The following is a 25,613-nucleotide window of genomic DNA, read 5'->3' as shown; positions in this document are numbered from 1 at the left end:
GACGTGTGATGAGGACCGTCAGGCGTCGCCGTCACGGACCGAGGAGGGGTGACGGCACAGCGGCGTCACGGCGATGTCCATGTAGGGGAACAGGGGCAGTCCGGTCAGGATGTCGTGCAGCTCGGCATTGTCGGCGACATCGAAGATGCTGACATTGGCGTAGGCGCCGGCGACGCGCCACAGATGGCGCCATTTGCCGCCGCGTTGCAGGCCGGCGGCGATGGCCTTCTCGCGCGCCTTCAGGTCGGCCGCGTCGTCCGCCGGCATGTCGGCCGGCAGGCGCACGGTCATCGTCACATGGAACAGCATGGGATCACTCTCCGGCTTGGGGAACGGCGGCTTGGGGAATGGCGGCCTGAGAAATGGCACGGGTCGCGTGGAGGCTGCGCGGACGGTCGCGGCGCAGGGCATCCAGCCGGTCGGGGTCGATGTCGACGCCGATGCCCGGCCCGTCCGGCACGACCAGGGCGAACTCCTCGTAACGCAGCGGCGTGGCGAGAAAATCGTCGGTGAACAGCAGGGGGCCGAACAGCTCGGTTCCCCAGTCCAGCCGGGGCAGCGTGGCGAACAGCTGGGCCGCCGCCGCCGTCCCCACCCCGGTTTCGATCATGGTGCCGCCATAGATGCCGATCCCGGCCGCCTCGGCGATGGCCGCGACCTTGGCCGCCGGACCGACGCCGCCCGATTGGGCCAGCTTGACCGAGAAGACGTCGGCCCCGGCGGCGGCGGCGACACGGAAGGCGTCTTCGGTGCCGCGCAGGATCTCGTCGGCCATCACGGCGATGGGAAAATCCTGGGTCAGGCGGGCCAGCGCCGGCAGATGCCGGCGGCTTACCGGCTGTTCGACGAGATCGGCCCCGGCGTCGGCCAGCGCCGCCAGTCCGCGCCGGGCGTCGGTGACGCTCCAGGCCTGGTTGACGTCGACCCGGACGCTGGCGCGGTCGCCCAGCGCGCGTTTGATCGCGGCGATGTGGGCGATGTCGTCGGCCAGCGCGCGCTTGCCGATCTTCAGCTTGAAGATGTTGTGGCGGCGGGCGTCGAGCAGCCGCTCGGCCTCGGCGATGTCCAGGTCGGATTGCCCGCTCGCCAGTGTCCAGGCGCAGGGCAGCCGGTCGCGCACCCGCCCGCCGAACAGATCGGCCAGCGATACGCCCAGCCGCCGGGCCGCCGCGTCCTGAAGCGCCGTCTCGACCGCGCATTTGGCCGTGTTGTTGCCCTGGACGAAGGCGTCGATCCGCGCCATCGCGGCACCGACCCGTCCGGCGTCCTCGCCGACCAGCAACGGCGTCATGTAGGTGTCGATGGCCAGCGCCATGCCCTCGACCGATTCCTCGCCATAGCTCAGGCCGCCGATGGTCGCCCCTTCGCCCCAGCCGACGACACCGTCGGACGCGGTGATGCGGACGATCACGACCGATTGCGTCCGCATCGTCGCCATCGCCAGCACATGCTGGCGGATGGTCGGCAGATCCAGAATGAAGGTTTCGACCCGCTCGATTTTCGTCACGCGAACATCCTCAAATCAGTGCGCCCAAATCAGTGCATTTGCAGCTTCAGAGCTTCTGGGGCTGATCATCGTTTTAAAGGACAGTCGGTGTCCAAAACCGATTGAGTCCGGTTTCCATACCCAAGAGGTATGGGCGGTGCTGAGAAGGTCCGAAGGCAGCGGGGACCGATTTCCGAGCGGTGGAGCCCCTGGAGTTCTGGATCGTGGTGAAAGATGCGGCCGGTTGTGGCCCGGCTCACATCGGCGGCGGGCGGGGTCGGCTAGGGTCATGTCATCGGGACAACCCGCCGGATGCACAGCACCGGCCCCATCCAGGAGACCACACCATGATCCGCACCTCCTTGCTCGCCGGCTTCGCCACCCTGGCCCTGCTCGCCGCCCCGGCCATGGCGCAGAATGTGTCCAACCTGTCGAACACCGCGGCCGGCATCGGCAACAGTGCTGCCCAGAGCGTCACGACGATGCAGCGCAGCGGCGGGCTGTTCGGCGGTCCGAACGCGGCGAACGTCTCGAACCTCGCCGCCGGGATCGGCAACACCGCCAGCCAGGGCGTCCTGGTCGGCCAGCGCAGCGGCGGGCTGCTCCCCGGCGGCTCGATGGCCAACGTGTCGAACACCGCGGCGGGCATCGGCAACTCGGCGATGCAGGGCGTGACGGTGCTCCAGCGCTCCGGTGGCCGGACGCCTTTCGGAGCCCCGAACCTCGCCAACGTGCAGAACCTCGCCGCCGGCATCGGCAACGTCGCCGGCCAGGGCGCCCTCGTCCGCCAGCGCTGAGTACCGCGTTACACCTCTTTCCTCCCATGGCCTTGGCCCCGAGCGGTTCACCCGCCGGGGCCTTCTCTTTGCCTCCGTCAGGTGAACGGCCCCCGATCACCACCCAATCAGGCACCCCGCTGTTTTCCAAATTTGGAACATAGTCCGCCATTACTTGGATTTTTCTTCCAAATATCGAATAAGCAGATTGGCCTGGCGAGGTTGAAAATGAGCAGCCAGAAGGGGGATGCGTGATGGACGGCAAGCAGAAAGAAGAGATCGCAAGAGCCTTCCTGGATGCGTTCTGGGCGCGGTGACACTGCGACCATGGCAACTCTCAGCACCGAAGAGATGACGCGGCGGATCACGCCGGGAAACGAGTTCTCTGCCCCCCGCGAAAGGTCTCTACTTCAAGAAACTGAGCGACGACGAGATCGTGAAGCTCGACGCGGTCAGCGAACTGCCGCCGGAATATCCCGGCTGGACGCTCGCCACGCAGGGGGCCGACCGGATGGGTCCCGTCGACCTGTGGGCGGGCAAGATGGCCCAAACCTCCTGATCGAAGCGCGGGAGGCGACGCCGATGAAGCCGCTGCGCGCGGGACGCCGACATCATCGGCAAGCAAGCGCCTGTCGCTCGCCGCCAGCATGGCCTGATCGAGCCGGCCGTGTTTTCCGGCGTCCACGGCACAGGCCATGGCCCGATAGAACTGGCTGCCGTCGAGTGCGAACAGCAGAAGATCGACCCCGGCGTTCAGCGCCTCGACGACCGCCCGGCACAGCCCGTACTGGTAGACCGGCGTCATGACCATGTCGTCGGTGACGATCAGGCCGTCGAACCCCCAATCCCGGCGGATCACCCCGTCGATCAGCCGCCGCGAGTGGGAGGCCGGCCGGTCGGGATCGACGGCCGCCACGATGGCATGGCCGACCATCAGAAGGGTGTGCGGATCGGCGGCCAGCACGCGGCGGAAGGGCAGCCAGTCGGTCGCTTCCAGCACCTCGCGCGGGTCGCCGATGACGGCACGGAAATGGTGGGTGTCGCTCTGCGCCCGGCCCAGGCCGGGGAAATGCTTGGCGGTCGGCCGGACGCCGCCGTCGGTGACACCCCCGGCATAGGCGGCGGCGACCTCGGCCACCACCTCCGGATCGTCGGAAATCGCCCGCTGCGCGATGAGGCTGTGGAAATCCAGCGGATCGGGCGGATGGTCGCGGCGCAGATCGAGGACCGGCGCGAGGTTGACGGTCACGCCGATCGATTGCAAATCCCGCCCATGCGCCCGCCCGAGCGCGCGCGCGGCGGCGCGGCGCTCACCGGGCGGCAGGCCGGCCAGCGCCGCCGGGGCGGAGCGATGCGGCAGCCAGGGCGACAGCCGGGATACGATGCCGCCCTCCTGGTCGGCGGCCACCACCAGCGGCGGCAGCCCGGCCCGCCGCCGGATCTCCTGCAAATGGCCGATCTCGTCGCGCAGCGCTTCGGCCGTCCGTCCGGCCAGATTGTGCCGGGACACGAAGACTCCGCCGATCAGCCCGCGCGCCGCCAGCGCTTCGACCTCCTCGACCCGCCGGTAGCCGACGATGAAGTGCCGCCCCAGATCGACCGCCAGCGGCTCCCGCATCGCCAGGACCTGCACCTTGCGGATCTGGAACACGGCCTCCGCACCCACCGTGCAGAGCGGCACCGCCAGCCAGAGCAGCACGAGCGCCGGCCGCCGGCCAAAGCCCCTCCGCCGCAGGACGAGCAGGCCGCACAGCCCGGCCACCACGATCAGGGACAGCGACCAGCCCTTGACCGGGGTCATGTAGGGATCGTGGATATTGGCCCCCGCGAAGGCCAGCAGCAGGCCACCGACCCACCAGACTCCTGCCCAGGTGATGGCCCTCACGGCTCCTCTCCCTGCCAGTCCACCCGCTGGGTGACGGCCATGACCGCCGACAGGACCAGGAACAAGGCGACCGTCCCCACCAGCAGGGAGTAGTTCTCCAGGCCGAGCAGGAGGTGGAGGAAGCCGAACAGGCTCGCCAGCGCCGTCGCGAAGACCAGGGTTGACCTCGCGCGCCGGGTGACGGCCGCCGTGTAGGCCGTCGCCTGGACCAGGACGAGCGCCGCGCTGATCCAATAGCCGGCGACATAGCCGAACGGTTCGGCGAAGGACACCAGCAGAAGGGAGAACAGCGTCATCGACAGCCCCAGCAGGCCATACTGGACGATGTGGATGCGCACGCTGGAGAGAAGCTCGAACAGCGTATAGACGGTGAAGGACAGGACGACGAAGAGGCTCGCGTATTTCGAAGCGCGGTTGATCATCCGGTAGGTGGGAACCGCCTCCAGCAGCTCGACGCCGACCGAGGGGAGATACTGGGCTTCGGCGGAGTCCAGCAGAGCCGCGTCGGAGCGGAGCGGCGGCCTGGAATAGTCGGAAACGTTCCACCGCGCCTCGAAGCCGTCGGCGGTCACGGTCGGGTCCGACGGCAGCACGGTGCCGACGAAGCTCGGCGTCGGCCACGGCGCCTTGATGACCGCCGTGGCCTGCCGGCCGTCCAGGGTCTGGTGGAAGGCCCCGGTGCCACGCAGGGTCACCGTCGCCTGGAACTTCATCTCGACATTCGTGGCGGGGGCCGCCGCCATCGTCGGACGGGCGGCGAGCGCGGCGCCCCAGCAGTCTTCGGCGCGGGCGACCAGTTCCTGGCAGCCCCGCCAGGGAATGGTCTCGCCGTTCCAGACGACGCGGTCCTCGGCCGTCATGCCGGCCAATCCCGACACCTGGAGAAGGAAGACGCTGTCCTGCCAGGAGATGGAGCCGCCGCGCCCGACCAGCTTTTCGAGGCTGGGCGCGGACGGGACGGCGAAGCTGCCGGTCATCTCCAGCGCCACGGTGTAGACGGTCGCGGAGAACAGGCCGCGCCTCTTGCGCTCCGGCACCAGGGCCGCCTGCGTCGCCAGGGTCGCGGGCGCGATCTTCAGGTAACCGCGGGTCTTGCCGTCGGCGGCGAGATAGGGAACCGCCAGGACCGGTGTCCGCAAGGTCTGCTCCGGACTCCAGCTCCGCGCCAGCTCCTCCTGCATTTCGGCCTGCCGGTCCGAGCGTTCGCCGATGATCCCGGAGACCGGCAGGCCGGCGATGAGGGTCACCGCCAGAAGCAGGACGATCTGCAGGAACTTCGCGGACCGGCGGTTTCGCCGCACGGGTGGGGGATTGGCCAGCGGATTGGGAGTGGATTCGGGCGGCATGGTCATTCGGACACTCCACGAGGGGTGGGAAACAGGCCCACAGCGTGGCGGCCCGGGATGCCGCGGCGATGACGCGGCCGTGCAGCCGGGAAGGAATCTCCGTGCAGAACTTGTGCAGATTATCGGGTAGGGTTGCGCTGCCATGACCAAGATCCTGCTGATCGACGACGATCCCCACATCCGCGACATCGTCCGCTTCGCCCTGAACCGGGAAGGCTTCGCCGTCATCGAGGCCGGGGACGGCGTCCGGGGGCTGGCGCTGGCCCAGGCGGACTCCCCAGACCTGATCCTGCTGGACATCGGCATGCCGGAGATGGACGGCACCGAGGTCTGCCGCCGGCTCCGCCGCGACAGCCGGGTGCCCATCATCTTCCTGTCGTCGCGCGACGACGAGATCGACCGGATTCTCGGCCTCGAACTGGGGGGCGACGATTACGTCAGCAAGCCCTTCTCGCCGCGCGAGCTGACGGCGCGGGTCAAGGCGGTGTTGCGCCGCATGGTCCCGCCGGAACCTGCGGTGCAGGACCCCGTCCTCCGCCACAACCGCCTGCGCCTGGACCTGGAGGGCGTGCGCGCCTTCTGGGACGAGACGGAGGTGGTGCTGACCGCCACCGAGTTCGGCCTTCTGCGCACCCTCGCCGACCGGCCGGGCAAGGTGTTCAGCCGCGACGCCCTGATGGACGGCGCCTATGCCACCGAACGCTATGTCGCCGACCGCACCGTGGACAGCCATATCCGCCGGGTCCGGGCCAAATTCCAGGCCGTCGGCGGCGCTCCGGTCGAAACCGTGCATGGGCTGGGCTACAAGCTGTCGGACTGCCGATGAGGCCGCCGTTCGGACGGCGGCCGTCGATCGCGACCGTGCTGCTGGTCATGACGGTGGCGGCGCTGGTCCTGCCGCTGAGCGGCCTGTGGATCCTGCGTCTCTACGAAAGCGCCCTGATCCGCCAGACGGAATCGGAACTGATCGCCCAGGCCGGGGTGGTCGCGGCCTTCTACCGCGACGCCTGGCGCCGGGCCGGCGGGAAGGCGGAGGCGCTCGGCCCTCCGGTCGATCCGGCCTGGACGCGCCCGCCGGGCTTCGACCCGCCCTGGACGCCCCGCTTCGCCAGCCTCGACCTTGCAGAGGATCCGATCCTTCCCCCCGCCCCCGATCCGGTGCCGGCGGCGGCGACCGACCCGGCCGCCGCCGTTGCCGGTTCGACGCTCGGCCCGATCCTGCGCGAGGCGCAACGCATCACCCTGGCGGGCATGAGGGTCACCGATCACCAGGGCGTGGTCGTCGCCAGCACCGGCGAGGAGATGGGCCTGTCGCTGGCCCGGCAGGACGAGGTCCGCCGCGCCCTGGCCGGCGAGGCCGCCAGCGTCCTGCGCGAACGCACGAGCCATGACCGCCCCGGCCAAGAGAGAATCGGCTACCGGTCCGTTTCGGACAGCCCGGCCGTGCCGGACCGCAGCCGGTCGGTGCGGGTCTTCACCGCCCAGCCCGTGCTCGACGACGGGCGCGTCGTCGGCGTGGTGGTGGTGTCGCGCACGCCGCGCAGCATCGCCGACACCCTCTACGGCAAGCGCTGGCACCTCGCCGGGCTGGCGGTGCTGCTTCTCGTGTCGGTCGGGGTGCTGGCGCGGCTGGGGACGGTCGCCATCGCCCGTCCGCTCCGCGCGGTCACCGGGCTGGCGAAGCGGACGGCGGACGGCGAACGGGGCGTGATGGTCCCGCTGCCGCGCCCGGTGGTGCGCGAGGTCGCCGAATTGTCGGATGCGCTGACCCGGATGGCCAGGACGCTGGAGGAGCGGGCCGACTACATCCGCGACTTCGCCGCCCACGTCTCGCACGAGTTCAAGACGCCGCTGACGACCATCCGCGGCACCGTCGAGCTGCTGCGCGACCACATCGACAGCATGCCTCGCGAAGACCGGGACCGCTTCCTCGCCAACATGGATGCCGAGGCCGGTCGGCTGTCCCGCCTCGTCCGCCGCCTGCTGGAACTGGCCCGTGCCGACGTGATGACCGTGACCGACGACGTGGTGACCGACGCCGTGCCGGTCGCCGCCCGTCTGGCCGAGCGTCATGGCGCAGACGCGTCCCTGCCGGCGTCGCTGCCGGTCGCCATCGGGCAGGAGTCCCTGGAAAGCGTGCTCGCGAACCTCATCGAGAATGCGAGACACCATGCCGGCGCGGACGCGCGGGTGACCGTCACCCTGCGGACCGAGGGGGAGCAGGCGATCCTGCGGGTCGCCGACGACGGGCCGGGCATCTCGCCGGCGAACGCCGACCGCGTCTTCGTCCCCTTCTTCACCACCGCGCGCGAGCGCAGCGGCACCGGTCTCGGCCTTACCATCGCGCGGGGGCTGGTGGAGGCCCATGGCGGAAGCATCGCCCTGCTGCCGTCGGAACGCGGCGCCCTGTTCGAGGTCGCCCTGCGCCGGGTCCGGGCATCGTCGTGAGGCTGCCGATGGGGGGCAGCAGGCCGCCTTGTCCGGCGTTCGTGCAAAAAGGACCGGAGTGGTGGCGGTCGGGAGGTCGAACGGTTAGAGTGTGTCTGGTACTTATTGAAGCACCAGACACACTCTAAGCTTTTGGTTTTCCGTGTGATTCACGCTTCAAGCGATTCCGCTTGAAGCGATCACACTCTAAAGGACCTGAAGCGATTCCCCCGATGTGCAGAATGGTCCAAGCCCGTGCCGAAGCGACAAGACCATATCCGCCGTCGCCGCCGATACTGCCCCTTCACCCGAGAAAAACAGCAGGAAACGACAGACATGTCCGCACCGGCCGCATCAGGCACCTCCCCCCTGCCCTGGCTCCTGCTGCTGTTGTCGGTGACGACGGGGCTCGTCGATGCCATCAGCGTCCTCGGCCTGGGCAAGGTCTTCACCGCCAACATGACCGGCAACATCGTCTTCCTCGGCTTCGCCGTCGTCGGTACGCCGGGCTTCCGGGTCCTGCCGGCGGTGGCGGCGCTGCTGTCCTTCCTGGTCGGTGCCCTGATCGCCGGCCGCCTCGGCAGGACATTCGCCGGCCGGCCGATGCGGCATTGGCTGCTGGCTGCCGCCTTGTTCGAGACTGTCCTGTTCTGGATCGCCGCCGCCGTTGCCGCCGGCTTCGACGTCGGTGAGCAGGCTCCCGCGGCGGCTCTCTATGCGATCATCGTCCTGACCGGCTTCGCCATGGGCTTCCGCAACGCCACGGTCCGGCAGATGAAGGTTCCCGACCTGACGACGACGGTCCTGACGCTGACCCTGACCGGACTGGCCGCCGATTCCAGCCTCGCCGGCGGGGCGAACACCAATGCGCAGCGCCGGATGGCCGGCGTGGCGGCGATCTTCCTCGGAGCCGCGATCGGTGCCGTGATGGTGATGCAGAGCGGGCTGGTGCTCCCGCTGGTGGTCGTCGGCGCGCTGGTGCTGGCGGGCACCGCGCTCTGCGCGCTCCATCCGGCCTCGACCGCGCCGGCGGCGGCCTGACGCCGCAAGAGTGGGTCAGAGATCGGTGAAGCCGTCCTCCTCCCGGTCGCCGGTTCCCAGCTGCACGAATTGGGCGAGCAGCCAGGAGGCCGCCGGGCCGGGTGGCGTGTCGCGCCGCCAGACGCCGGAGAAACGATAGGTGCCGCCGGGATGGTCGGGCATGGCGAGCCGCACCAGGGTGCCGGCGACGAGATCGGGTTCGACCATCGGCAGCGGCATGTTGCCCCAGCCGATCCCCTCGCGCAGCAGCGCGTGCTTGGCGCCCAGATCGGCGAGCCGCCATGTGCGGGGGCTCATCACCGAGAAATCCTGCCCCTCGGTGGCGCGCGACCGGTCGGTGAGGACCAGCTGCACATGGTCGCGTCCGGCACCGGGGGCAATCTGCGCCATGCGGCCCAAGGGATGATCGGGAGCGGCGACCGGCACCATCGGCACCGATCCGGCGGTCGTCCGGTCCAGCCCGTCCATCCCGGCCGCCACCGGACCGGAGATGCCCAGCACCGCCCGGCGGTCGAGGACCAGGGCGGCGACCGCACCGAGGGTTTCGACATGCAGGCGCAGCGAGACCGTCGGATAGTCGCGGGCGAAGTCCCGCAGCACCCGGCCCAGCCGGTCGGCCGGCAGCATCACGTCGACGGCGAGATCGACCTCGGCTTCCAGCCCTTCATGCAGTCCCCGCACTTTGGCCCGCAAGCCGTCCATCCCCTGTGCGATCGTCCGCGCCTCGGCGAGCAGCGCCCGCCCGGCGGCCGTCAGCGTCGGCTTGCGCGACCCTTCGCGGTCGAACAGCGGCAGCCCGAGCTGCGCTTCGAGATTGGCGATGCCGTAGCTGATGACGGAGACCGCCCGGTTCAGCCGCCGCCCCGCCCCGGCGAAGCTGCCGGCATCCACCACGGCAAGGAAGATGCTGAGCTGATCGAAGCTGGGGGTGCCGATGCTGGTCATCGTTCAACTTTCTTGAACATCTTGTGCCGATTTATAGGGGTAAAACTGAAAGACGACCAGCGCTATTGTCCTCTCAAGCGAAACACGGCGGCCGATGCGGCAAGGACGCATCGGCTGCACAGTCAGGAGACGGACCATGATCGAACTGCGTCCCTTCGACAGCCTGGGCGGCGAGAATCACGGCTGGCTGGATGCCAAGCACCACTTCTCCTTCGCCAACTACCATGACCGCAAGCGGATGAACTGGGGCAACCTGCGGGTCTGGAACGATGACACCATCGCCCCCCACACCGGCTTCCCGCCGCACCCGCACCGCGACATGGAGATCATCACCTATGTCCGCGAGGGCGCCATCACCCACCAGGACAACCTTGGCAACAAGGGCCGCACCGAGGCGGGCGACGTCCAGGTGATGTCCGCCGGCACCGGCATCGCGCATTCCGAATACAATCTGGAGGACGTCACCACGCGCATCTTCCAGATCTGGATCATGCCGACGCGCAGCGGTGAGAAGCCGGGCTGGGGCAGCAAGCCCTTTCCCAAGGGGGATCGCAGCGGCCATTTCGTCACCCTGGCCTCGGGCTATGCCGATGACGGCGACGCCCTGCCGATCCGCACCGACGCCCGCGTGCTGGGGGCGACGCTGAAGGCCGGCGAGACGGCGTCCTACCCGCTCGGCAAGGACCGCCGCGCCTATCTCGTCCCCGCCAGCGGGGCGGTGGAGATCGACGGGGTGCGGGTAAACGCCCGCGACGGTGCGGCGATCGCCGACCTCGACACCCTGACGGTGACGGCGCTTGAGGACAGCGAAATCGTCATGGTCGACGCGGCCTGACCGTAACCGATGCCGTGCCGGGGGCTTTTCGGTCCCGGCACGGCGTTCTTCATAACGACTGGAGATCGGGCCATGAAGACCGGCCGGCTGGAGGCTTTCACCGACGGGGTAGTGGCGATCGCCATCACCATCATGGTGCTGGAGTTGAAGGTGCCGGAGGACGGCAGCCTCGCCGCCCTGGCGGAGCGTGTCCCGATCCTGCTGGCCTACGTGCTGTCCTTCATCAATATCGGGCTCTACTGGAACAACCATCACCATCTGCTGCAGGCGACCACGCGGATCGACGGGCGGGTGCTGTGGGCCAACCTGTTCCTGCTGTTCTGGCTGTCGCTGGTCCCCTTCGTCATCCGCTGGCTTGATGCCAGCGACTTCTCGCCGGTGGCGACGGCATCCTACGGCGTCGTCCTCGGCATGGCGGCCATCGGCTACAGCCTGACCGAACGCGCCATCATCGCCTGTGGCGGACGCGAATCCGCGGTGGCGCGGGCGGTTGGAACCGACCGGAAGGGCAAGATCAGCCTGGGACTCTATGGCTTGGCCATTCCGCTGGCCTTCGTCCTGCAATGGCTGTCCGTCGTGCTGTATGTGCTGGTGATCCTGCTGTGGCTGGTGCCGGACCGGCGGATCGAGCGCATCCTGGAGGAGTGACGGGGCGAACGGGGACTGTGACGGGGGGATCGAAGAAACATCCGACATAGGAAATATTCCGCTTGTGATTTTCGATCCGGGCGCCTATATCTGCGGCTTCGGTGCCCCGGTGTCGGCCCGTATTTCCGGCCGCCCTGCTCCTCCCCTGTTCCGGTCTCCCAAGGTCCCTCCATGTCTTCCGTCCTTCGTCCGCGCAAGGCCGCCATAGCCTTCATTCTCGTCACCGCAGCACTCGACATCGTCGCGATGGGCATCGTCATTCCGGTGCTGCCGGCGCTGATCGAGCAGTTCGCCGGGGCCGACGCGCAGGCCGGCACCATCAACGGCGCGCTGGTGACGTTGTGGGCCTTGATGCAGTTCTTCTGTTCCCCGGTGATCGGGTCGCTGTCGGACCGCTTCGGGCGGCGGCCGGTGATCCTGCTGTCGACACTTGGTCTGGCGGCGGACTATGTGCTGATGGCGGTGGCGCCGAATTTGTGGTGGCTGGTGGTCGGCCGGGCGGTTGCCGGCATCACCTCCTCCAGCTTCACCACCGTCTTCGCCTATATGGCCGATGTGACGCCGCCGGAGCAGCGGGCGCGCGCCTATGGCCTGATCGGCGCCGCCTTCAGTGCCGGCTTCATCGCCGGTCCGCTGCTGGGCGGGTTGCTGGGCGAGGTCTCGCCGCGGGCACCCTTCTGGGGAGCGGGCCTGCTCAGCGGATTGGCCTTCCTCTATGGTCTGGTGGTGCTGCCGGAATCGCTGACACCCGAGAACCGGATGGCGTTTTCCTGGCGGCGGGCCAATCCGTTCGGGGCGCTGCGGCTGCTGCGCTCGCACCCGGAGCTGTCGGGTCTGGCGCTGGTCAATTTCATGCTGCATGTCTCCCACCAGATTTTCCCCGCCGTCTTCGTGCTCTATGCCGCGCATCGCTATGGCTGGAGCGCCTGGGATGTCGGGCTTCTGCTGGCGGTGGTCGGCGCGCTCGACATGGTCATGCAGGGTCTGGTGGTGTCGCGGGTGGTGAAGTGGCTGGGCGACCGCGGCACGATGGTGATCGGCCTGTTCGGCGGAGCCGCCGGGCTGGCCTGCATGGGGCTGGCACCGGACGGCGGCTGGTTCGCCTTCGCCGTCGTGCCGAATGCGCTGTGGGGGCTGGCGATGCCGACCATCCAGTCGCTGATGACGCAGCGGGTCAGCCCGTCCGAACAGGGCCAGTTGCAGGGTGCCAACATGAGCGTGGCGAGCGTCGCCGGCATCCTGTCCCCGATCTTCTTCGGGTCGGTCTATTCGGCGTCGGTGGGCGGCGATCCGCTGTTCCCGCATCCGGGTGCTGCCTTCCTGATCGCGGCGCTGGTGATGCTGGCCGGCGCGCTGATCGGCTGGGTGGTGGCGCGCCGCAACGGCCGGGCGGAAGAGGCGGGCAGCGTGGCGGCCTGACACCGCCGCCCTGCCCTGCGTCTTGCCCCACGGCCGGCCCTTGCACCGGTTGTGGGGCGTCCCACATAGCTGTCGCGCCACCCCGCACAATGTCCCATTGCTCCGCTGCGTTATCAGCGGTGGGAATTTGCCGGCCGACAGGGTAAGAGTGTCGGCTTATCCACCCGCATTGTTGATCGAGACCCGGAGAACGCGATGCTCGCGGCCCCCAACCTGTTCGCCCACCGCCCCGACCGGAGCGTGCGCCCCAAGGCCGCACCCTTCCTGCCGATGTCGCGTGCGGAAATGGACCGGCTGGGCTGGGACCAGTGCGACGTCATCGTCGTCACCGGCGATGCCTATATCGACCATCCCAGCTTCGGCATGGCGATCATCGGCCGGCTGCTGGAATCGCAGGGTCTGCGCGTCGGCATCATTGCCCAGCCTGACTGGAGCAGTGCGGAACCGTTCAAGATCCTGGGCAAGCCGCGGCTGTTCTGGGGCGTGACCGGCGGCAACATGGATTCGATGGTCAACCACTACACGGCCGACCGCCGCCTGCGCCACAACGACAGCTACACGCCGAACGACGAAGGCGGCAAGCGGCCGGACCGCGCCGTCATCGTCTATTCCCAACGCTGCCGCGAAGCGTTCAAGGACGTGCCGATCGTTCTTGGCGGTATCGAGGCCAGCTTGCGCCGCATCGCCCAGTACGATCACTGGAGCGAGAAGATCCGCCGCTCCGTCCTGGTCGATTCCAAGGCGGACATGCTGGTCTACGGCAATGCCGAGCGCGCCATCATCGAGATCGCCCAGCGCGCGCTGAAGGGGGAATCGCCCAAGGCGATGACCGACATCCGCGGCACCGCCATCATGCGCTCCTCGGTGCCGGACGGCTGGACGGTGGTCGACAGCAGCTCCATCGACGATCCGTCGGCGCCGGTGTCGCCGCGCGCCGCCGGGGCCGACCGCATGGTCGTGCGGCTGCCCAGCTTCGAGCAGGTGACCGCCGACAAGGTGCTCTACGCCCATGCCAGCCGCGTGCTGCATCAGGAGAGCAACCCCGGCAACGCCCGCGCACTGGTCCAGCGCCACGGCGACCGCGACGTCTGGCTGAACCCGCCGCCGATCCCGCTGGAAACCAACGAGATGGACGGCGTCTACGACCTGCCCTATGCCCGGGCGCCGCATCCGTCCTATGGCGATGCGCGCATCCCGGCCTGGGAGATGATCCGCTTCTCGGTCAACATCATGCGCGGCTGCTTCGGCGGCTGTTCCTTCTGCTCGATCACCGAGCATGAGGGGCGCATTATCCAGAGCCGGTCGGAAGGGTCGATCCTGCGCGAGATCGAGCAGATCCGCGACAAGACCAAGGGCTTTACCGGCGTCATCTCCGACATGGGCGGGCCGACCGCCAACATGTACCGGCTCGCCTGCAAGGACAAGGAAACGGAGTCGGTCTGCCGCCGCCCGTCCTGCGTCTTCCCGGACATCTGCAAGAACCTGAACACCGACCATTCCTCGCTGGTCCAGCTCTACCGCAAGGCCCGCGCGGTGCCGGGGGTGAAGAAGATCCACATCGCGTCGGGCCTGCGCTACGACCTCGCCGTGCGCAATCCGGAATATGTCAAGGAGCTGGTGACCCACCATGTCGGCGGTTACCTGAAGATCGCGCCGGAACATACCGAGCCGGGCCCGCTGGCGAAGATGATGAAGCCGGGCATGGGCGCCTACGACGAGTTCAAGCGGATGTTCGACAAGGCGGCGAAGGAGGCGGGGAAGAAGCTCTACCTGATCCCCTACTTCATCGCCGCCCATCCCGGCACCACCGACGAGGACATGATGAACCTCGCGCTGTGGCTGAAGCGGAACGGCTTCAAGGCGGATCAGGTGCAGACCTTCCTGCCCTCGCCGATGTCGCTGGCGACCGCGATGTACCACAGCGAGCGCAATCCCCTGCGTCCGGTGCGCCGCGTCGGGTCGGAGATGGTGTCGTCGGCGAAGGGGCTGAAGCAGCGCCGCCTGCACAAGGCCTTCCTGCGCTACCACGATCCGGAGAACTGGCCGATCCTGCGCGAGGCGTTGAAACGCATGGGCCGCGAGGATCTGATCGGTCCGGGCGAGGAACAGCTGATTCCGGCCTGGCAGCCGGTCGGCGCCACCGCCACGCCGCGGGAGAAGGGGCCGAAAGGCAAGGTCTTCCTGACCCAGCAGGCCGGCCAGGGACGCCGTGTGGTGCCGCCGGTGGGCAAGGCGCCAGGGCCGAAACCGGCTGGGGCTGGGGGCAAACCTTCCGGCATGAAACCGCGTCAGACGAACCTCAAGGGGCGGTGAGCGACGCGGTGCCTTCCCAGAAGAGGGAGTGGCGCCCACCCTGCAACTTTGTTATACCGGAGCGTCTTTTCATTTCCTGCCGGACGGGAGGCTGCATGCGTATCAAGTGCCTGCTGAACACTCCCGCGCCGGCCAGCCGCGTCCTTCCGAACCGCCACTCCTAGGTTCGAAACGAGGCGGTATCAGCGCGGGCTGTCGCAAGCCCCGCACCGTTCCTTTTCCCGCTCTTTCCCGAACGGCGTCGCCGACCGCAGTCCCTGCTTGGGGCCTGCGGGCCGCGCGCCGTGGAGCCGGCCCTTCACCGCCGGCCCTGCCCCGGTTGGATCCCAATGGCTCAGTCGAAACGCACCTCCCGCCCGAACGCCATCCGCAGCGTTCTGGCCTTCACCTTCCGCCACTGGCGGCGCCAGACACCGCTGGCCGTCGGCATCGCCGGGGCCATCGCCCTGTCGACGCTGGCCGACGTCTTCATGCCGCTGTTTGCCGGCCGGCTAGTCGATGCGCTGACCCTGCTGCCGGGCGACCGCGACGCGGCGCTGCATGCGGCGCTGACCGCCTTCGGCGCCATGGTGGCGCTGGGCATCGGCATGGTGGTGATGCGGCACCTCGCCTGGAGCGGGGTCATCCCCTTCACCCTGCGCATCATGGCCGATGTCGGCCAGGACAGCTTCCACCGCATTCAGCGCTTCTCCACCGACTGGCACGCCAACAGCTTCGCCGGGTCGGTGGTGCGCAGGATCACCCGCGGCATGTGGGCGCTCGACACGCTGGACGACACGCTGCTGCTGGCGCTGTGGCCGTCGCTGGTCGTGCTGATCGGCACGATGGTGACGCTCGGGCTGCACTGGCCGGCGATGGGGCTGGTGATCGCGCTCGGCACCGCAATCTACATCGCGATGACGGTGCTGTTCTCCACCCTCTACATAGCGCCGGCCGCCCGGCTGTCGAACGCCTGGGATACCAAGCTCGGCGGAACGCTGGCCGATGCCATCGGCTGCAATGCCGTGGTCAAGGCCTTCGGCGCCGAGCCGCGCGAGGACGACCGGCTGGCCGGTGTGGTGGACAAATGGAGCCGCCGCACGCACCGCACCTGGACCCGGCACACGCGCCACAGCACCGTGCAACTGGTCGTGCTGCTGCTGATCCGCAGCGCCGTGGTGGCGACCGCGCTCTGGCTGTGGTGGCGCGGGCAGGCGACGCCGGGCGACGTCGCCTATGTGCTGACCACCTATTTCGTCGTCCATGGCTATCTGCGCGACATCGGCATGCACATCAACCACCTCCAGCGCTCCGTCAACGAGATGGAGGAGCTGGTGGCGATCCATGCCGAGCCGCTGGGGGTGGAGGATCGGCCGGAGGCCGCACCCATCCGCATCGGGGCGGGCGAGGTGCGCTTCGACCACGTCACCTTCCAGTATGGCGGCCATACCACGCCGCTCTACCGTGACCTGTCGCTGACCATCAAGGCGGGGGAACGGGTCGGGCTGGTCGGGCCGTCGGGGTCGGGCAAGACCACCTTCGTCAAGCTGATCCAGCGCCTCTACGACGTGACCGGGGGCCGGGTCCTGATCGACGGGCAGGAGGTGGCGGGGGCGACGCAGCATTCCCTTCGCTCGCAGATCGCCATCGTCCCGCAGGAGCCGATCCTGTTCCACCGCACTCTGGCGGAGAACATCGCCTATGGCCGGCCCGGCGCGTCGATGGCGGAGATCGAACGGGCGGCCAGGCTCGCCAATGCGCACGACTTCATCGCCCGTCTGCCGAAGGGCTACGGGACGCTGGTCGGCGAGCGCGGCGTCAAGCTGTCGGGCGGCGAGCGGCAGCGGGTGGCGCTGGCCCGCGCCTTCCTGGCCGACGCGCCGATCCTGATCCTGGACGAGGCGACCTCCAGCCTGGATTCGGAATCGGAGGCTCTGATCCAGGAAGCCATCGAACGGCTGATGCAGGGCCGCACCGCCATCATCATCGCCCATCGGCTGTCCACCGTCCGCACGCTGGACCGCATCCTGGTCTTCAACCAGGGCCGGGTGGTGGAGGAAGGCAGCCATGCCGCCCTGCTCCACCGGCCGGGCGGGCTCTACCGCCGCCTGTTCGAACAACAGTCGGCGCCGGAACCGATCCGCCGGATCGGCGGCTGAGAGGACGCCGCTCCATTTGTCGAAAGATGGGGTGGCCGCAGCGGTGAGTCGGCGTATGTCCCTGGCGACCAACTGATTTCGCCTACCGCAGGAATCGTCATGGCACAGACCACCACCGACACGCCCGTCTGGTTCATCACCGGCTGTTCGACCGGGTTCGGCCGCGAACTGGCGCGGCTGGTGCTTGAAAAGGGCTGGCGCGTCGCCGCGACCGCCCGCGATCCGCGCAAGCTGGACGATCTGCTCGCCGGCCATGGCGAGCGCGGGCGGGCCATCGCGCTGGACGTGACCGATCAGGCCCAGGTCGCCCGCGCCGTGGCCGAGGCGGAGAAGGCGTTCGGCCGGCTCGATGTCGTCGTGAACAATGCCGGCTACGGCTATCTCTCCGCCATCGAGGAAGGCGAGGATGCGGAAATCCGCGCGATGTTCGAGACCAACGTCTTCGGACTGGCCGCAGTGACGCGGGCGGTGCTGCCGGGGATGCGGGCGCGGCGGGCCGGCCATATCGTCAACATCTCGTCCCAGGGCGGCATGATCGGCTTCCCCGGCTCCGGCTATTACGCCGCCACCAAATTCGCGGTGGAGGGGCTGTCGGAATCGCTGTCGAAGGAGGTGGCGCCGCTCGGCATCCGCGTGCTGATCGTCGAGCCGGGACCGTTCCGCACCGATTGGGCCGGCCGTTCGCTGAAGCAGTCGGCGACCTGGATCGACGATTACGAACAGACCTCCGGCGCGCGGCGCAAGCAGATCTCCGGCTACAGCGGCAAGCAGCCGGGCGATCCGGTGCGGGCGGCCGAGGCGATCATCACGGCGGTGACCGCCGGAAAGCCGCCTCTCCGTCTCGTGCTCGGCCGTCCGGCGCTGGAGGGCGTGCGCGGCAAGCTGCGCTCGGTTCTGGACGAGATCGACGCGTGGGAGGCGACGACGCTGGGGGCTGACTTCCCGGATGCAGGGTAAGGGGGCGGCGTCAGCCCCCTCTCCTCACACGAACAATTCCATCGTCTGCGGCACGTTGCGCGGCGTCTCCCCCGCCAGGATGGCGCGGGCGACGTCGACGGCGGCGATCAGGCCGCTTTCGGTGAAGGGCTTGGGCAGGCAGCCGATGCCGGTCAGCGGGCCATCCTTCTTCAGCTCGTCGCGGAAGGAGGTGATGAACAGGCAGGGCACGCCCAGTCTGGTCAGCTCCCGCGCGGCGTCGATGCCGTTGGAGCCCATGCCGAGATGCACGTCGACCAGCGCCAGATCCGGCTTGTCGGCGGCGGCGATCTCCACCGCTTCCATCGCGGTGACCGCCGGGCCGATGATGCTGTGGCCGACATTCTCCAGATAGAGCTGCTGTTCCAGCGCGATCAGCACCTCGTCTTCCACCAGCAGGATCTTCATCCCTTGATCTCCTCGGGCGAGGAGGTCTCCAGCAGCGGCACCTCGTCGGGCACTGGCAGCTCGATGCGGAAGGTGGTGCCCTGCGGGTTGGTGTCGATGTCGACGCCGGCCCGGATCTGGCCGGCGAGGCTGGAGATCAGGCGCATGCCCAGGCTGCGGCTCTTGCGGATGTCGAAGTTCGACGGCAGGCCGGGACCGCGGTCGGAGACGGTCAGGGCAAGCCGGTCGTCCTCGCGCCGGAAGGTCACATCGACCTTCGCCGGGCCGTTGCCGCGATGCTTGACCGCGTTGGTGATCAGTTCGTTGGCGATCAGGCCCAGCGGGGCGGCGTGATCGATCGGCAGGTCGATCACGTCGGACCGTACGGCGATGTCGCACATGCTGTCGCCGCCGGATGCGCGGGCCAGATCCTCGCACAGCTCGTTCAGGTAGGTGCCGAACTCGATGGTCTGGAACTGGTCGGCCTGATAGAGCCGGTTGTGGACGCGGGCGATCGCCTCGATGCGGCTGCGGGCATCCTGGAAATGCACCCGCACCCCTTCGTCGGGCAGGCTGAGCGTCTGGAGCGTCAGCAGGCTGGACACCAGCTGCAGGCTGTTCTTGACGCGGTGGTTGACCTCGCGCAGCAGGGTCGATTTCTGGCCGACCAGCTTGCGCAGCGCCGCCTCCATCGACTTGATCTCAGTCACGTCGATGTGCATCAGCACGGTGCCGCCAAAGGGGCCGGCCGGCATGGGTGCGGCAAGACAGCGGAACCAGTGCTGGTTGTTGGTGACATATTCGGCCGACACCGGCGGCCCGCCCTCGCTCAACAGCGTGCGCAAGCCCTCCATCACGCTGTCGGCCCGCGGGTCGGCGGTCTCGCCGCGGCCGCAATGGTCGAGGTAATCGTCGCCGACGATGCAGCCCTGGCCGAGGAAGGTCGTCTCCGGTCCCGCTTCCGCCCAGGCGCGGTTGACCGAGACGATGTGGCCGGAGCGGTCGAGCACGGCGATGAAGGCCGGCAGCGCATCCAGCGTCGCCTTGGTCTGTTCGGCCAGCTGCCGCATGGCGAGCGCGCTGGTCCGCAGCTCCTCCCGGGTGCGGCGGCGTTCGGTGATGTCGCGCAGGATGCCGGTGATGAAGCTGCGCCCTTCCGATTCCCAGCGTGCCATCGACAGTTCCAGGTCGATGTGGCTGCCGTCGCGGCGCCGGCCGGACAGCTCCACCGGCTGGGTCGCGGCATCCATGCCGGCGGCGCCCGGCCCGCTGTGCTCCGCCATGGCGATCCAGTCGGGCGCGTCGTCGCCCAGCAGGACGGTGACGCTCCGGCCGATCAGCTCGTCCGGGCGGTAGTCGAACTGGCGGGTGGCGGTGCCGTTCATCCACTGCACCATGCCGCGGGTGTCGGTGGTGATGATGGCGTCGGGGGCCGTATCGACGATGGCGCGATAGCGGGCGTCGCGCTGTTCGCGCAGCACCCGCTCGCGGTTGACCGAGGCGGTGACGTCGGTCACCTGGATCAGGCAGCGCGCCTCGTTGCCGGCGGCCTGCGAATGCGGCGACGACGCGCGCGACGGCAGCGGACGGATCACCACATTATGGACCATCCGCCGCCCGTCGGGCAGGCGCAGCGGGAACAGCATCGGGTTCAGCGTGTGCGACAGCACGCCGGGCGCGCCGGTGGCCAGCGTGTCGCGCACGGCGATGTGCAGACGCGATTCGCGCAGGTTGGGCAGGGCATCGAACAGGTCGTGCCCGAGTATTTCCCTGGCCGTCAGGGTGGAGGCCTGCTCCATCCAGCCGTTCCAGTAGAGAACCCGGCAATGGCGGTCCAGAAGCAGGATGCCGGCATCCAGCGCGCCAAGGACATCGAGCGCCCAGGTGGGTTGTTCAGGCAATCTGGGGGCCATGCGACGACGTTCCGGCGGATGTGGGTTCTTCGGCGGCGATGCCTTCGATGAAGGCGTGGATCAGTTGCTTCAGCGACTGCAGGGACGAGACCCCCATCAGCAGGGCAATGTAGCCGCGGATGCTGCGGCTGCGGATGGTGAAATCGATGTAGAGGAACAGCACCAGCTCGTCGGCGCCACCGGCCTTGTCCTTCAGGATGTTGGCGCCGTCGCCGCGGAGCACCGCCGGCAGCGAGATGATCAGCCGGTCCTTCAGGGCGTTGGCGACGATCACGAGGCAGCCGTTCAGGATGATGTTGCCGATCTCCGCCAGGGCGTCCTGTTCCAGATCGACGATCTCCGCCAGGGTCAGGTCGCCGCCCAGGACGGCGCGGGCCAGCTCCAGGCTGTTGGCTTCCGGAAAGATCAGCATGGCGCGGCCGTCGAAGGAGCCCTGGAACTGCTGCTCCACCGCCACCAGCCCATGGCGTTCGCGTGCGGACAGGAAATCGGACGCCTCCTGCCGGCTGACGATGTCCACGGTCGGCACCGACAGCAGAACCTGGTCGTTGACCATGCGGCTGAGATGGGTGGCGGCGCGGCCGACCCCCATGTTCACCAACTCGGTCAGCGCATCGCGCTCCAGGTCGGTCAGTTCCACCATCTCTCGGCGCCTGTCCATTCTTGGTCTCGGCCTCGCAACCGGCGCCGCCGGGCGGTCGCATCCCAAATGTGGCCCATCGATCTGGAAAAAGGCACCCCCGTCAATGTCATATGTTAAGCCGGCGACGCCATAGCCGATATAGCCGCCCCACTTCCCACAATGGTCAGGCTGATAATCCACCATCCAAAGAGCCGCGTTCGGAATCTTCGGCAAGCAGCGAGCGTTCTTGTACAATATTGCTTTGGATGCGAAACTAAAGGACCGGCGCCGCGTTGTCGGACGGGACGGTCTTTCAGAGCGCGGACAGCCTATGGGGGACTTGTCCGGTGGGGGATGGCGACTCCACATGTAGGGGTGGCGCCCCTTGCGATGGGCGCCATGTTAGGAGACGTCGATGACCCCCGAGGAACGCACGCTTCTGTCCGACCTGTTCCGTCGCCTGCGCGAGGTGGAGGCCCAGCAGCGCTCCCAGCCGCGTGACGCCGAAGCGGAGGACTTCATCCGCCGGTCGGTCCAGGACCAGCCGCTGTCGTCCTATTACATGGCACAGACGGTGCTGGTGCAGCAGCAGGCGCTGACCGCGGCCCAGACCCGGATCGAGGAGTTGGAGCGGCAACTGCGCGAACGACCGGCCCAGCCGGCGCAGTCCGGCGGCGGCAGCTTCCTGTCCAACGCGCTCGGCATCGGCCGCAGCCCGTGGGGGCGCAGTGCCGAACCTCCCCCTGCCCCCGCCTATCCGCAGGGGCAGCCTGTCGCCGGCCGCAGCCCCTGGGGCGCGGCCCCCGATGCCGCCTACCCACCGCAGCAATACAGCCCCTCCCCCTTCCCGCAGCCGGGCATGGCCCCGCGCGGCGGCGGATTCTTCGCGGGAGCGGCGCAGACCGCGGCGGGCGTGGCCGGCGGCATGCTGGCGGCGAGCGCCATATCGTCCCTGCTGCACCATTCGCCCGGCCCCTTCGGCACGGCGATGGCCCAGCCCCTGGCTGGCGAGACGATCAACGAGACGGTGATCAACAACTATTACGGCGACGACCAGGGGCCGCAAGGCGATGCGGGGCGCGACACGGCGCGGGACGTCGCCTACCAGCCCGACCCGCCGCCGGCCGACGACACGTCGTACGACGATTCGTCCTTCGACGACGGCGGCAGCAGTGGCGGGGATGATTCCTGGATCTGAGCGAAGACCTCACCATTTCAAAAGCCCCTCTCCCGCAAGGGCAGAGGGGCTTTTTCTGCGAACACCCCCCATGTGCGATAGCCCTGCCGAGGGGGACATTCTTGAACCGGAAGACAGCCGGGAAACGTACCCTTGAACTTCGAATCGCCGATCACTCCTCGTCGCTGTAGCGGCCGGTGATGTCCCTTGACCCGTCCTCCAGGGCGGACTCCGCCACCTCTCCGGTTTGTAGGCCCAGGACCCGCTTGGACCGGCTTTGCGGCAGGCGGTGCATGCGGTCATGCGTTCCGTCGGCAGGGCGACCGTCATCGTCTGGTTCTGCAGCCGGCAATCGATCAAATCGCACAACGGTCCGATCCCGTTACAAGGGCACCCACCGCGGTAAGCTAAAATGGCTATGCCTGGGAAAGGCATAAAATGAGAGTTCCCCTGTAAGGTTCTGTCAACCACACTGCAGTATGATTGAGCTGCCAAGCAGTGCAGGCCGGAACAATCCCTGGGAGCGGGGGAGCGGTCTGTCGTCGGCAGGCACAAGAACAAAACGGGCGAAAAGCCCGACGTGGATGCATTTTCCGGGGAGCAGGACTCATATGACGATGGACGCGCGCGACGACACCTCGATACCAGAGCGCCCAACCGGTGCAGCAGGCGGCCGCCGGTTGGGGGTGCGCGGCAAGCTTCTGCTCGCCTTCGCCGGCATGGCCGGCATGACGGTCGCCGCCAGCGGGGTCGGACTGTTCTCCTTCTCCGCAGTGGAATGGCCGTTGACGCAGATCGTCGGCACCGGCCTGCCGGAGATGGAGCTGGCGAAGCGCCTGTCCGGTGAGAGCAGCGGCATCGCCGCCGCTGCCCCGGTGCTGGCCGCCGCGGAAAGCCAGAGCGAGCGCGAGCGCGTCTATGGCGAAATCATGGGCAACGGTAAAGCCCTGAACTCCTTGGTCGAAGAGTTGGCGAGCCACCGGTCCGGCGATCCGCGGATCGGCGAGCTGCGCGGTAAAACCCAGGGACTGATCGCGACGCTGGAGCGTGGCAACGCCGCCGCCAACCTGCGCCTGTCCGTCCGCGGCACGCGCGAGACGATGGCGGTCGACCTGGCCAAGTCCTACGACGCCTTCCTCGCCAATCTCGCTCCCTTGACCGAACGGTCCGGTGCCACCCTGCGCAGCAAAGGCGAAACGCTGGACAGCAGCACCGAGCGCGACATGAACGCGCTGGGCGACGCCGTCCGCTCGCTGATCACCATGTACGAGGTGCGCGGTGACCTGGGCATTGCGTCTGAATCGCTGACCCGCGCCGGCGGCGCCGAAACCGCCTTCGCCATCACGCAATTCCAGCAGAACTATCTGGAAGCGGCCGCCCGGATGGTCAGCGCCACCGCCCAGGTCGGCAGCCGGCTGGGCAAGGAGACCTCCGACGGGCTGGACGCCTTCTTCCAGTTGGGTGACGGTGCCGACGGCGTCTTCGACATGCGCCGCAAGGCGCTGGAACTGCCGGTCGGCAGCGCCGAACGCGACGCCATCCGCCAGAAGACGACCGAGGTCCTGGCCGATGCCGCCCGACGGCAGGCGAATTTGCTGGATCAGATGGAATCGCCGCTGATGCGGCTGAAGGCCGAGATCAAGCTGTCGAGCGTCAACGTCCGCTCGCAGACACGCGATTCCATGCAGGATCTGCTGGGCGACGGTTTGGCCCGCTTCCGCACATATCTGGAGCTGTCGACCTACGCCGCCGCCACCGTCGGCGCGCTGAACGAAGCGACGCAGGCGCCCAGCGCCGACCGGCTGTCCATGCTGGAAACCCGCTTCGCCGCCGCCGCCAAGGCGATGGAGGAGCGGCTGAAGACTCTCCAGGCCGCCGGCGACGACGGGCTGCCGAAGCTGGTGAGGAGCGCCGAGCTTCTGGCCGGCTTCGGCAAGGGCGACAACAGCCTGTTCAAGCTGCGCCGCTCCGAACTCGACGCCGCTGCCGAGAACGAGAAGGTCCTGACGGAGAACCGCCAGATCGCCCAGCAGTTCGCCGGCATGATCGATGACCAGATCACCGCGATGAAGCGGGAGGCGGACACCGCCGCCGCCGGGGCGACCGACGCGCTGTCGGCCGGCCGCAAGGTGCTGATCCTGTTCGCGGTCGCCAGCCTGATCGGTGCCGCGGCGCTGGCCTGGTTCGTGGTCGGCCGCAACATCGTCGCCCGGTTGAGCGCGCTCTCCGACGCCATGCGGGCGATTGCCGCCGGTAACCTGAATGCGCCGATCCCCGCCGCCGGTTCGGACGAGATCGGCGACATGACGCGCGCCCTGATGGTGTTCCGCGACACCGCCAACGAGGCGAGCGCCGCCAACGCGCGGGCAGAGGCCGAACGCAGCCGGGCCGCCGGCGAACGCCGCCGCGCCATGGTCGAGATGGCGGAGAATTTCGAAAGCAGCGTCCGCGGCGTGCTCGACCGCGTCGCCCGCGCCGCCGGCGAGATGCAGGACATGGCCCAGCGCATGAGCCGCAACGCCGAGGCCACCACCGGCGAGGCCGCGACCGCCGCCACCACCTCCCAGCAGGCCGAAGGCAGCGTCAAGGCGGTCGCCGCCGCGACGGAGGAACTGTCGGCCTCCATCCAGGAGATCGGCAGCCAGGTCCACGCCTCCAGCCAGATCGCCCGCAAGGCGGCGACCGAGGCCGAACGCACCGACCGCACGGTGGAGGGGCTGTCGCAGTCGGCCAACAAGATCGGCGAGGTGGTGCAGCTGATCAACGACATCGCCAGCCAGACCAACCTGCTGGCGCTGAATGCGACCATCGAGGCCGCCCGCGCCGGTGAAGCCGGCAAGGGCTTCGCCGTCGTGGCGAGCGAGGTGAAGAGCCTCGCCAACCAGACCGGCAAGGCGACGGAGGAGATCTCCAGCCAGATCCAGGCGATGCAGGCGGTGACCCAGGATGCCGTGGATGCCATCCGCTCCATCGCCGGCACCATCCGCGAAATCAACGAGATCGCCGCCACCGTTGCCGCCGCGGTCGAACAGCAAAGTGCGGCCACCCGCGAGATCGCCCGCAATGTGGGTGAGGCTGCCGACGGCACCCAGCATGTCCGGCGCAACATCGATTCCGTCGCCCGCGCCGCGGCGGAATCCGGCGAGTCCGCCACCCGCGTGCTGACCGCCTCCTCCACCGTCGCGGACGAGGTGCGCTCGCTGGGGTCCCAGGTCGACAGTCTGGTCAACCGCATGCGGGCGGGATGATCGGCCTGCCGAAGCCGCAGAGATCTGAAGTA

The 25,613-nt window shown here is 68.5% G+C and carries 21 protein-coding genes; 12 read left to right on the top strand and 9 right to left on the bottom strand.

Annotation, left to right across the window (positions count from 1 at the left end; all coding sequences use genetic code 11):
* Window positions 1-18: 18 nt before the first annotated feature.
* Both catC and J2848_RS15530 read right to left on the bottom strand, forming a co-directional pair.
* Window positions 19-309, bottom strand: coding sequence for a muconolactone Delta-isomerase (catC, locus tag J2848_RS15535; RefSeq protein ID WP_149231869.1), 291 nt, complete (start codon window positions 307-309; stop codon window positions 19-21).
* A gap of 4 nt (window positions 310-313) precedes the next feature.
* Window positions 314-1,507, bottom strand: a complete 1,194-nt coding sequence (locus J2848_RS15530; RefSeq protein ID WP_149231870.1) for a muconate cycloisomerase family protein — start codon at window positions 1,505-1,507, stop codon at window positions 314-316.
* Between the two features lie 326 nt (window positions 1,508-1,833).
* Here J2848_RS15530 and J2848_RS15525 point away from each other — a divergent pair, with 326 nt between their 5' ends.
* Window positions 1,834-2,283, top strand: coding sequence for a hypothetical protein (locus J2848_RS15525; RefSeq protein WP_149231871.1), 450 nt, complete (start codon window positions 1,834-1,836; stop codon window positions 2,281-2,283).
* A 343-nt stretch (window positions 2,284-2,626) separates the two neighbouring features.
* Here J2848_RS15525 and J2848_RS15520 read toward each other — a convergent pair whose 3' ends face one another.
* A complete protein-coding gene (locus J2848_RS15520) occupies window positions 2,627-4,147 on the bottom strand; it encodes a glycoside hydrolase family 3 N-terminal domain-containing protein (RefSeq protein WP_149231872.1) in 1,521 nt (506 codons plus the stop codon).
* Window positions 4,144-5,499 (bottom strand): cell envelope integrity protein CreD, encoded by a 1,356-nt coding sequence (creD, locus tag J2848_RS15515; protein WP_170307054.1) that lies wholly within the window; start codon window positions 5,497-5,499, stop codon window positions 4,144-4,146. The genes J2848_RS15520 and creD overlap by 4 nt, the downstream gene beginning before the upstream one ends.
* Before the next feature lie 136 nt (window positions 5,500-5,635).
* Here creD and J2848_RS15510 point away from each other — a divergent pair, with 136 nt between their 5' ends.
* From J2848_RS15510 to J2848_RS15500, 3 genes are all read left to right on the top strand, one after another.
* Window positions 5,636-6,319, top strand: a complete 684-nt coding sequence (locus tag J2848_RS15510) for a response regulator transcription factor (protein ID WP_149231874.1) — start codon at window positions 5,636-5,638, stop codon at window positions 6,317-6,319.
* Window positions 6,316-7,941 carry a sensor histidine kinase gene (locus tag J2848_RS15505; protein WP_149231875.1) on the top strand — a complete coding sequence of 542 codons (1,626 nt, stop codon included), beginning with the start codon at window positions 6,316-6,318 and terminating at the stop codon, window positions 7,939-7,941. The genes J2848_RS15510 and J2848_RS15505 overlap by 4 nt, the downstream gene beginning before the upstream one ends.
* 315 nt (window positions 7,942-8,256) lie before the next feature.
* Window positions 8,257-8,961: a YoaK family protein gene (locus J2848_RS15500; protein ID WP_149231876.1), complete on the top strand. Its 705-nt coding sequence runs from the start codon at window positions 8,257-8,259 to the stop codon at window positions 8,959-8,961.
* A 15-nt stretch (window positions 8,962-8,976) separates the two neighbouring features.
* On the opposite strand, the gene J2848_RS15495 is transcribed toward J2848_RS15500, so the two are convergent.
* The gene (locus tag J2848_RS15495; RefSeq protein ID WP_149231877.1) at window positions 8,977-9,906 is read right to left on the bottom strand and encodes a LysR family transcriptional regulator; all 930 of its coding nucleotides are present in this window, start codon (window positions 9,904-9,906) and stop codon (window positions 8,977-8,979) included.
* Between the two features lie 136 nt (window positions 9,907-10,042).
* On the opposite strand from J2848_RS15495, the gene J2848_RS15490 reads away from it, so the two are divergent.
* From J2848_RS15490 to J2848_RS15465, 6 genes are all read left to right on the top strand, one after another.
* A complete protein-coding gene (locus J2848_RS15490; protein ID WP_149231878.1) occupies window positions 10,043-10,741 on the top strand; it encodes a pirin family protein in 699 nt (232 codons plus the stop codon).
* A gap of 72 nt (window positions 10,742-10,813) precedes the next feature.
* Window positions 10,814-11,389 (top strand): TMEM175 family protein, encoded by a 576-nt coding sequence (locus tag J2848_RS15485; RefSeq protein ID WP_149231879.1) that lies wholly within the window; start codon window positions 10,814-10,816, stop codon window positions 11,387-11,389.
* Between the two features lie 171 nt (window positions 11,390-11,560).
* Window positions 11,561-12,808 (top strand): TCR/Tet family MFS transporter, encoded by a 1,248-nt coding sequence (locus J2848_RS15480; RefSeq protein WP_149231880.1) that lies wholly within the window; start codon window positions 11,561-11,563, stop codon window positions 12,806-12,808.
* 195 nt (window positions 12,809-13,003) lie between these two features.
* The gene (locus J2848_RS15475) at window positions 13,004-15,121 is read left to right on the top strand and encodes a YgiQ family radical SAM protein (protein ID WP_149231881.1); all 2,118 of its coding nucleotides are present in this window, start codon (window positions 13,004-13,006) and stop codon (window positions 15,119-15,121) included.
* A gap of 329 nt (window positions 15,122-15,450) precedes the next feature.
* Complete coding sequence (locus J2848_RS15470; RefSeq protein ID WP_149231882.1) at window positions 15,451-17,259, top strand: ABC transporter ATP-binding protein; 1,809 nt, start codon at window positions 15,451-15,453, stop codon at window positions 17,257-17,259.
* Between the two features lie 99 nt (window positions 17,260-17,358).
* Window positions 17,359-18,216 carry an oxidoreductase gene (locus J2848_RS15465; RefSeq protein ID WP_149231883.1) on the top strand — a complete coding sequence of 286 codons (858 nt, stop codon included), beginning with the start codon at window positions 17,359-17,361 and terminating at the stop codon, window positions 18,214-18,216.
* 24 nt (window positions 18,217-18,240) lie between these two features.
* Here J2848_RS15465 and J2848_RS15460 read toward each other — a convergent pair whose 3' ends face one another.
* Genes J2848_RS15460 through J2848_RS15450 form a run of 3 tightly spaced genes read right to left on the bottom strand, consistent with a single transcriptional unit; the run spans window position 18,241 to window position 21,195 of the window.
* Window positions 18,241-18,642 carry a response regulator gene (locus tag J2848_RS15460; protein ID WP_149231884.1) on the bottom strand — a complete coding sequence of 134 codons (402 nt, stop codon included), beginning with the start codon at window positions 18,640-18,642 and terminating at the stop codon, window positions 18,241-18,243.
* Entirely contained in the window at window positions 18,639-20,534 is a 1,896-nt protein-coding gene (locus J2848_RS15455; RefSeq protein WP_149231885.1) for a PAS domain-containing sensor histidine kinase, read from the bottom strand. Before J2848_RS15455 ends, J2848_RS15460 begins: the two co-directional genes overlap by 4 nt.
* Window positions 20,515-21,195, bottom strand: coding sequence for a chemotaxis protein CheC (locus J2848_RS15450; RefSeq protein WP_246193906.1), 681 nt, complete (start codon window positions 21,193-21,195; stop codon window positions 20,515-20,517). Before J2848_RS15450 ends, J2848_RS15455 begins: the two co-directional genes overlap by 20 nt.
* Window positions 21,196-21,571: 376 nt before the next feature.
* Between J2848_RS15450 and J2848_RS15445 the strand changes: the two genes are divergently transcribed.
* Window positions 21,572-22,354 carry a DUF2076 domain-containing protein gene (locus tag J2848_RS15445; protein WP_149231886.1) on the top strand — a complete coding sequence of 261 codons (783 nt, stop codon included), beginning with the start codon at window positions 21,572-21,574 and terminating at the stop codon, window positions 22,352-22,354.
* A 151-nt stretch (window positions 22,355-22,505) separates the two neighbouring features.
* On the opposite strand, the gene J2848_RS35920 is transcribed toward J2848_RS15445, so the two are convergent.
* The gene (locus J2848_RS35920) at window positions 22,506-22,628 is read right to left on the bottom strand and encodes a hypothetical protein (protein WP_281288584.1); all 123 of its coding nucleotides are present in this window, start codon (window positions 22,626-22,628) and stop codon (window positions 22,506-22,508) included.
* A gap of 316 nt (window positions 22,629-22,944) precedes the next feature.
* Here J2848_RS35920 and J2848_RS15440 point away from each other — a divergent pair, with 316 nt between their 5' ends.
* Window positions 22,945-25,581, top strand: coding sequence for a methyl-accepting chemotaxis protein (locus tag J2848_RS15440; RefSeq protein WP_149231888.1), 2,637 nt, complete (start codon window positions 22,945-22,947; stop codon window positions 25,579-25,581).
* The last annotated feature ends 32 nt before the right edge of the window (window positions 25,582-25,613 follow it).

It is taken from the genome of Azospirillum lipoferum, from assembly GCF_024170005.1.
In the GTDB taxonomy this organism is placed as follows: Bacteria; Pseudomonadota; Alphaproteobacteria; order Azospirillales; family Azospirillaceae; genus Azospirillum; species Azospirillum lipoferum.
The sequence above is the reverse complement of the archived record's forward strand: the minus strand, read 5'-3'. Positions and strand labels throughout refer to the sequence as shown.

Bases quoted from the DNA above. Each gene is read 5' to 3' on its own strand.
- catC (WP_149231869.1), bottom strand. From the start codon at position 309: ATGCTGTTCCATGTGACGATGACCGTGCGCCTGCCGGCCGACATGCCG.
- J2848_RS15525 (WP_149231871.1), top strand. From the start codon at position 1,834: ATGATCCGCACCTCCTTGCTCGCCGGCTTCGCCACCCTGGCCCTGCTC.
- creD (WP_170307054.1), bottom strand. From the start codon at position 5,499: ATGACCATGCCGCCCGAATCCACTCCCAATCCGCTGGCCAATCCCCCA.
- J2848_RS15510 (WP_149231874.1), top strand. From the start codon at position 5,636: ATGACCAAGATCCTGCTGATCGACGACGATCCCCACATCCGCGACATC.
- J2848_RS15505 (WP_149231875.1), top strand. From the start codon at position 6,316: ATGAGGCCGCCGTTCGGACGGCGGCCGTCGATCGCGACCGTGCTGCTG.
- J2848_RS15500 (WP_149231876.1), top strand. From the start codon at position 8,257: ATGTCCGCACCGGCCGCATCAGGCACCTCCCCCCTGCCCTGGCTCCTG.
- J2848_RS15495 (WP_149231877.1), bottom strand. From the start codon at position 9,906: ATGACCAGCATCGGCACCCCCAGCTTCGATCAGCTCAGCATCTTCCTT.
- J2848_RS15490 (WP_149231878.1), top strand. From the start codon at position 10,043: ATGATCGAACTGCGTCCCTTCGACAGCCTGGGCGGCGAGAATCACGGC.
- J2848_RS15485 (WP_149231879.1), top strand. From the start codon at position 10,814: ATGAAGACCGGCCGGCTGGAGGCTTTCACCGACGGGGTAGTGGCGATC.
- J2848_RS15480 (WP_149231880.1), top strand. From the start codon at position 11,561: ATGTCTTCCGTCCTTCGTCCGCGCAAGGCCGCCATAGCCTTCATTCTC.
- J2848_RS15475 (WP_149231881.1), top strand. From the start codon at position 13,004: ATGCTCGCGGCCCCCAACCTGTTCGCCCACCGCCCCGACCGGAGCGTG.
- J2848_RS15470 (WP_149231882.1), top strand. From the start codon at position 15,451: ATGGCTCAGTCGAAACGCACCTCCCGCCCGAACGCCATCCGCAGCGTT.
- J2848_RS15465 (WP_149231883.1), top strand. From the start codon at position 17,359: ATGGCACAGACCACCACCGACACGCCCGTCTGGTTCATCACCGGCTGT.
- J2848_RS15460 (WP_149231884.1), bottom strand. From the start codon at position 18,642: ATGAAGATCCTGCTGGTGGAAGACGAGGTGCTGATCGCGCTGGAACAG.
- J2848_RS15455 (WP_149231885.1), bottom strand. From the start codon at position 20,534: ATGGCCCCCAGATTGCCTGAACAACCCACCTGGGCGCTCGATGTCCTT.
- J2848_RS15450 (WP_246193906.1), bottom strand. From the start codon at position 21,195: ATGGACAGGCGCCGAGAGATGGTGGAACTGACCGACCTGGAGCGCGAT.
- J2848_RS15445 (WP_149231886.1), top strand. From the start codon at position 21,572: ATGACCCCCGAGGAACGCACGCTTCTGTCCGACCTGTTCCGTCGCCTG.
- J2848_RS35920 (WP_281288584.1), bottom strand. From the start codon at position 22,628: ATGCACCGCCTGCCGCAAAGCCGGTCCAAGCGGGTCCTGGGCCTACAA.
- J2848_RS15440 (WP_149231888.1), top strand. From the start codon at position 22,945: ATGACGATGGACGCGCGCGACGACACCTCGATACCAGAGCGCCCAACC.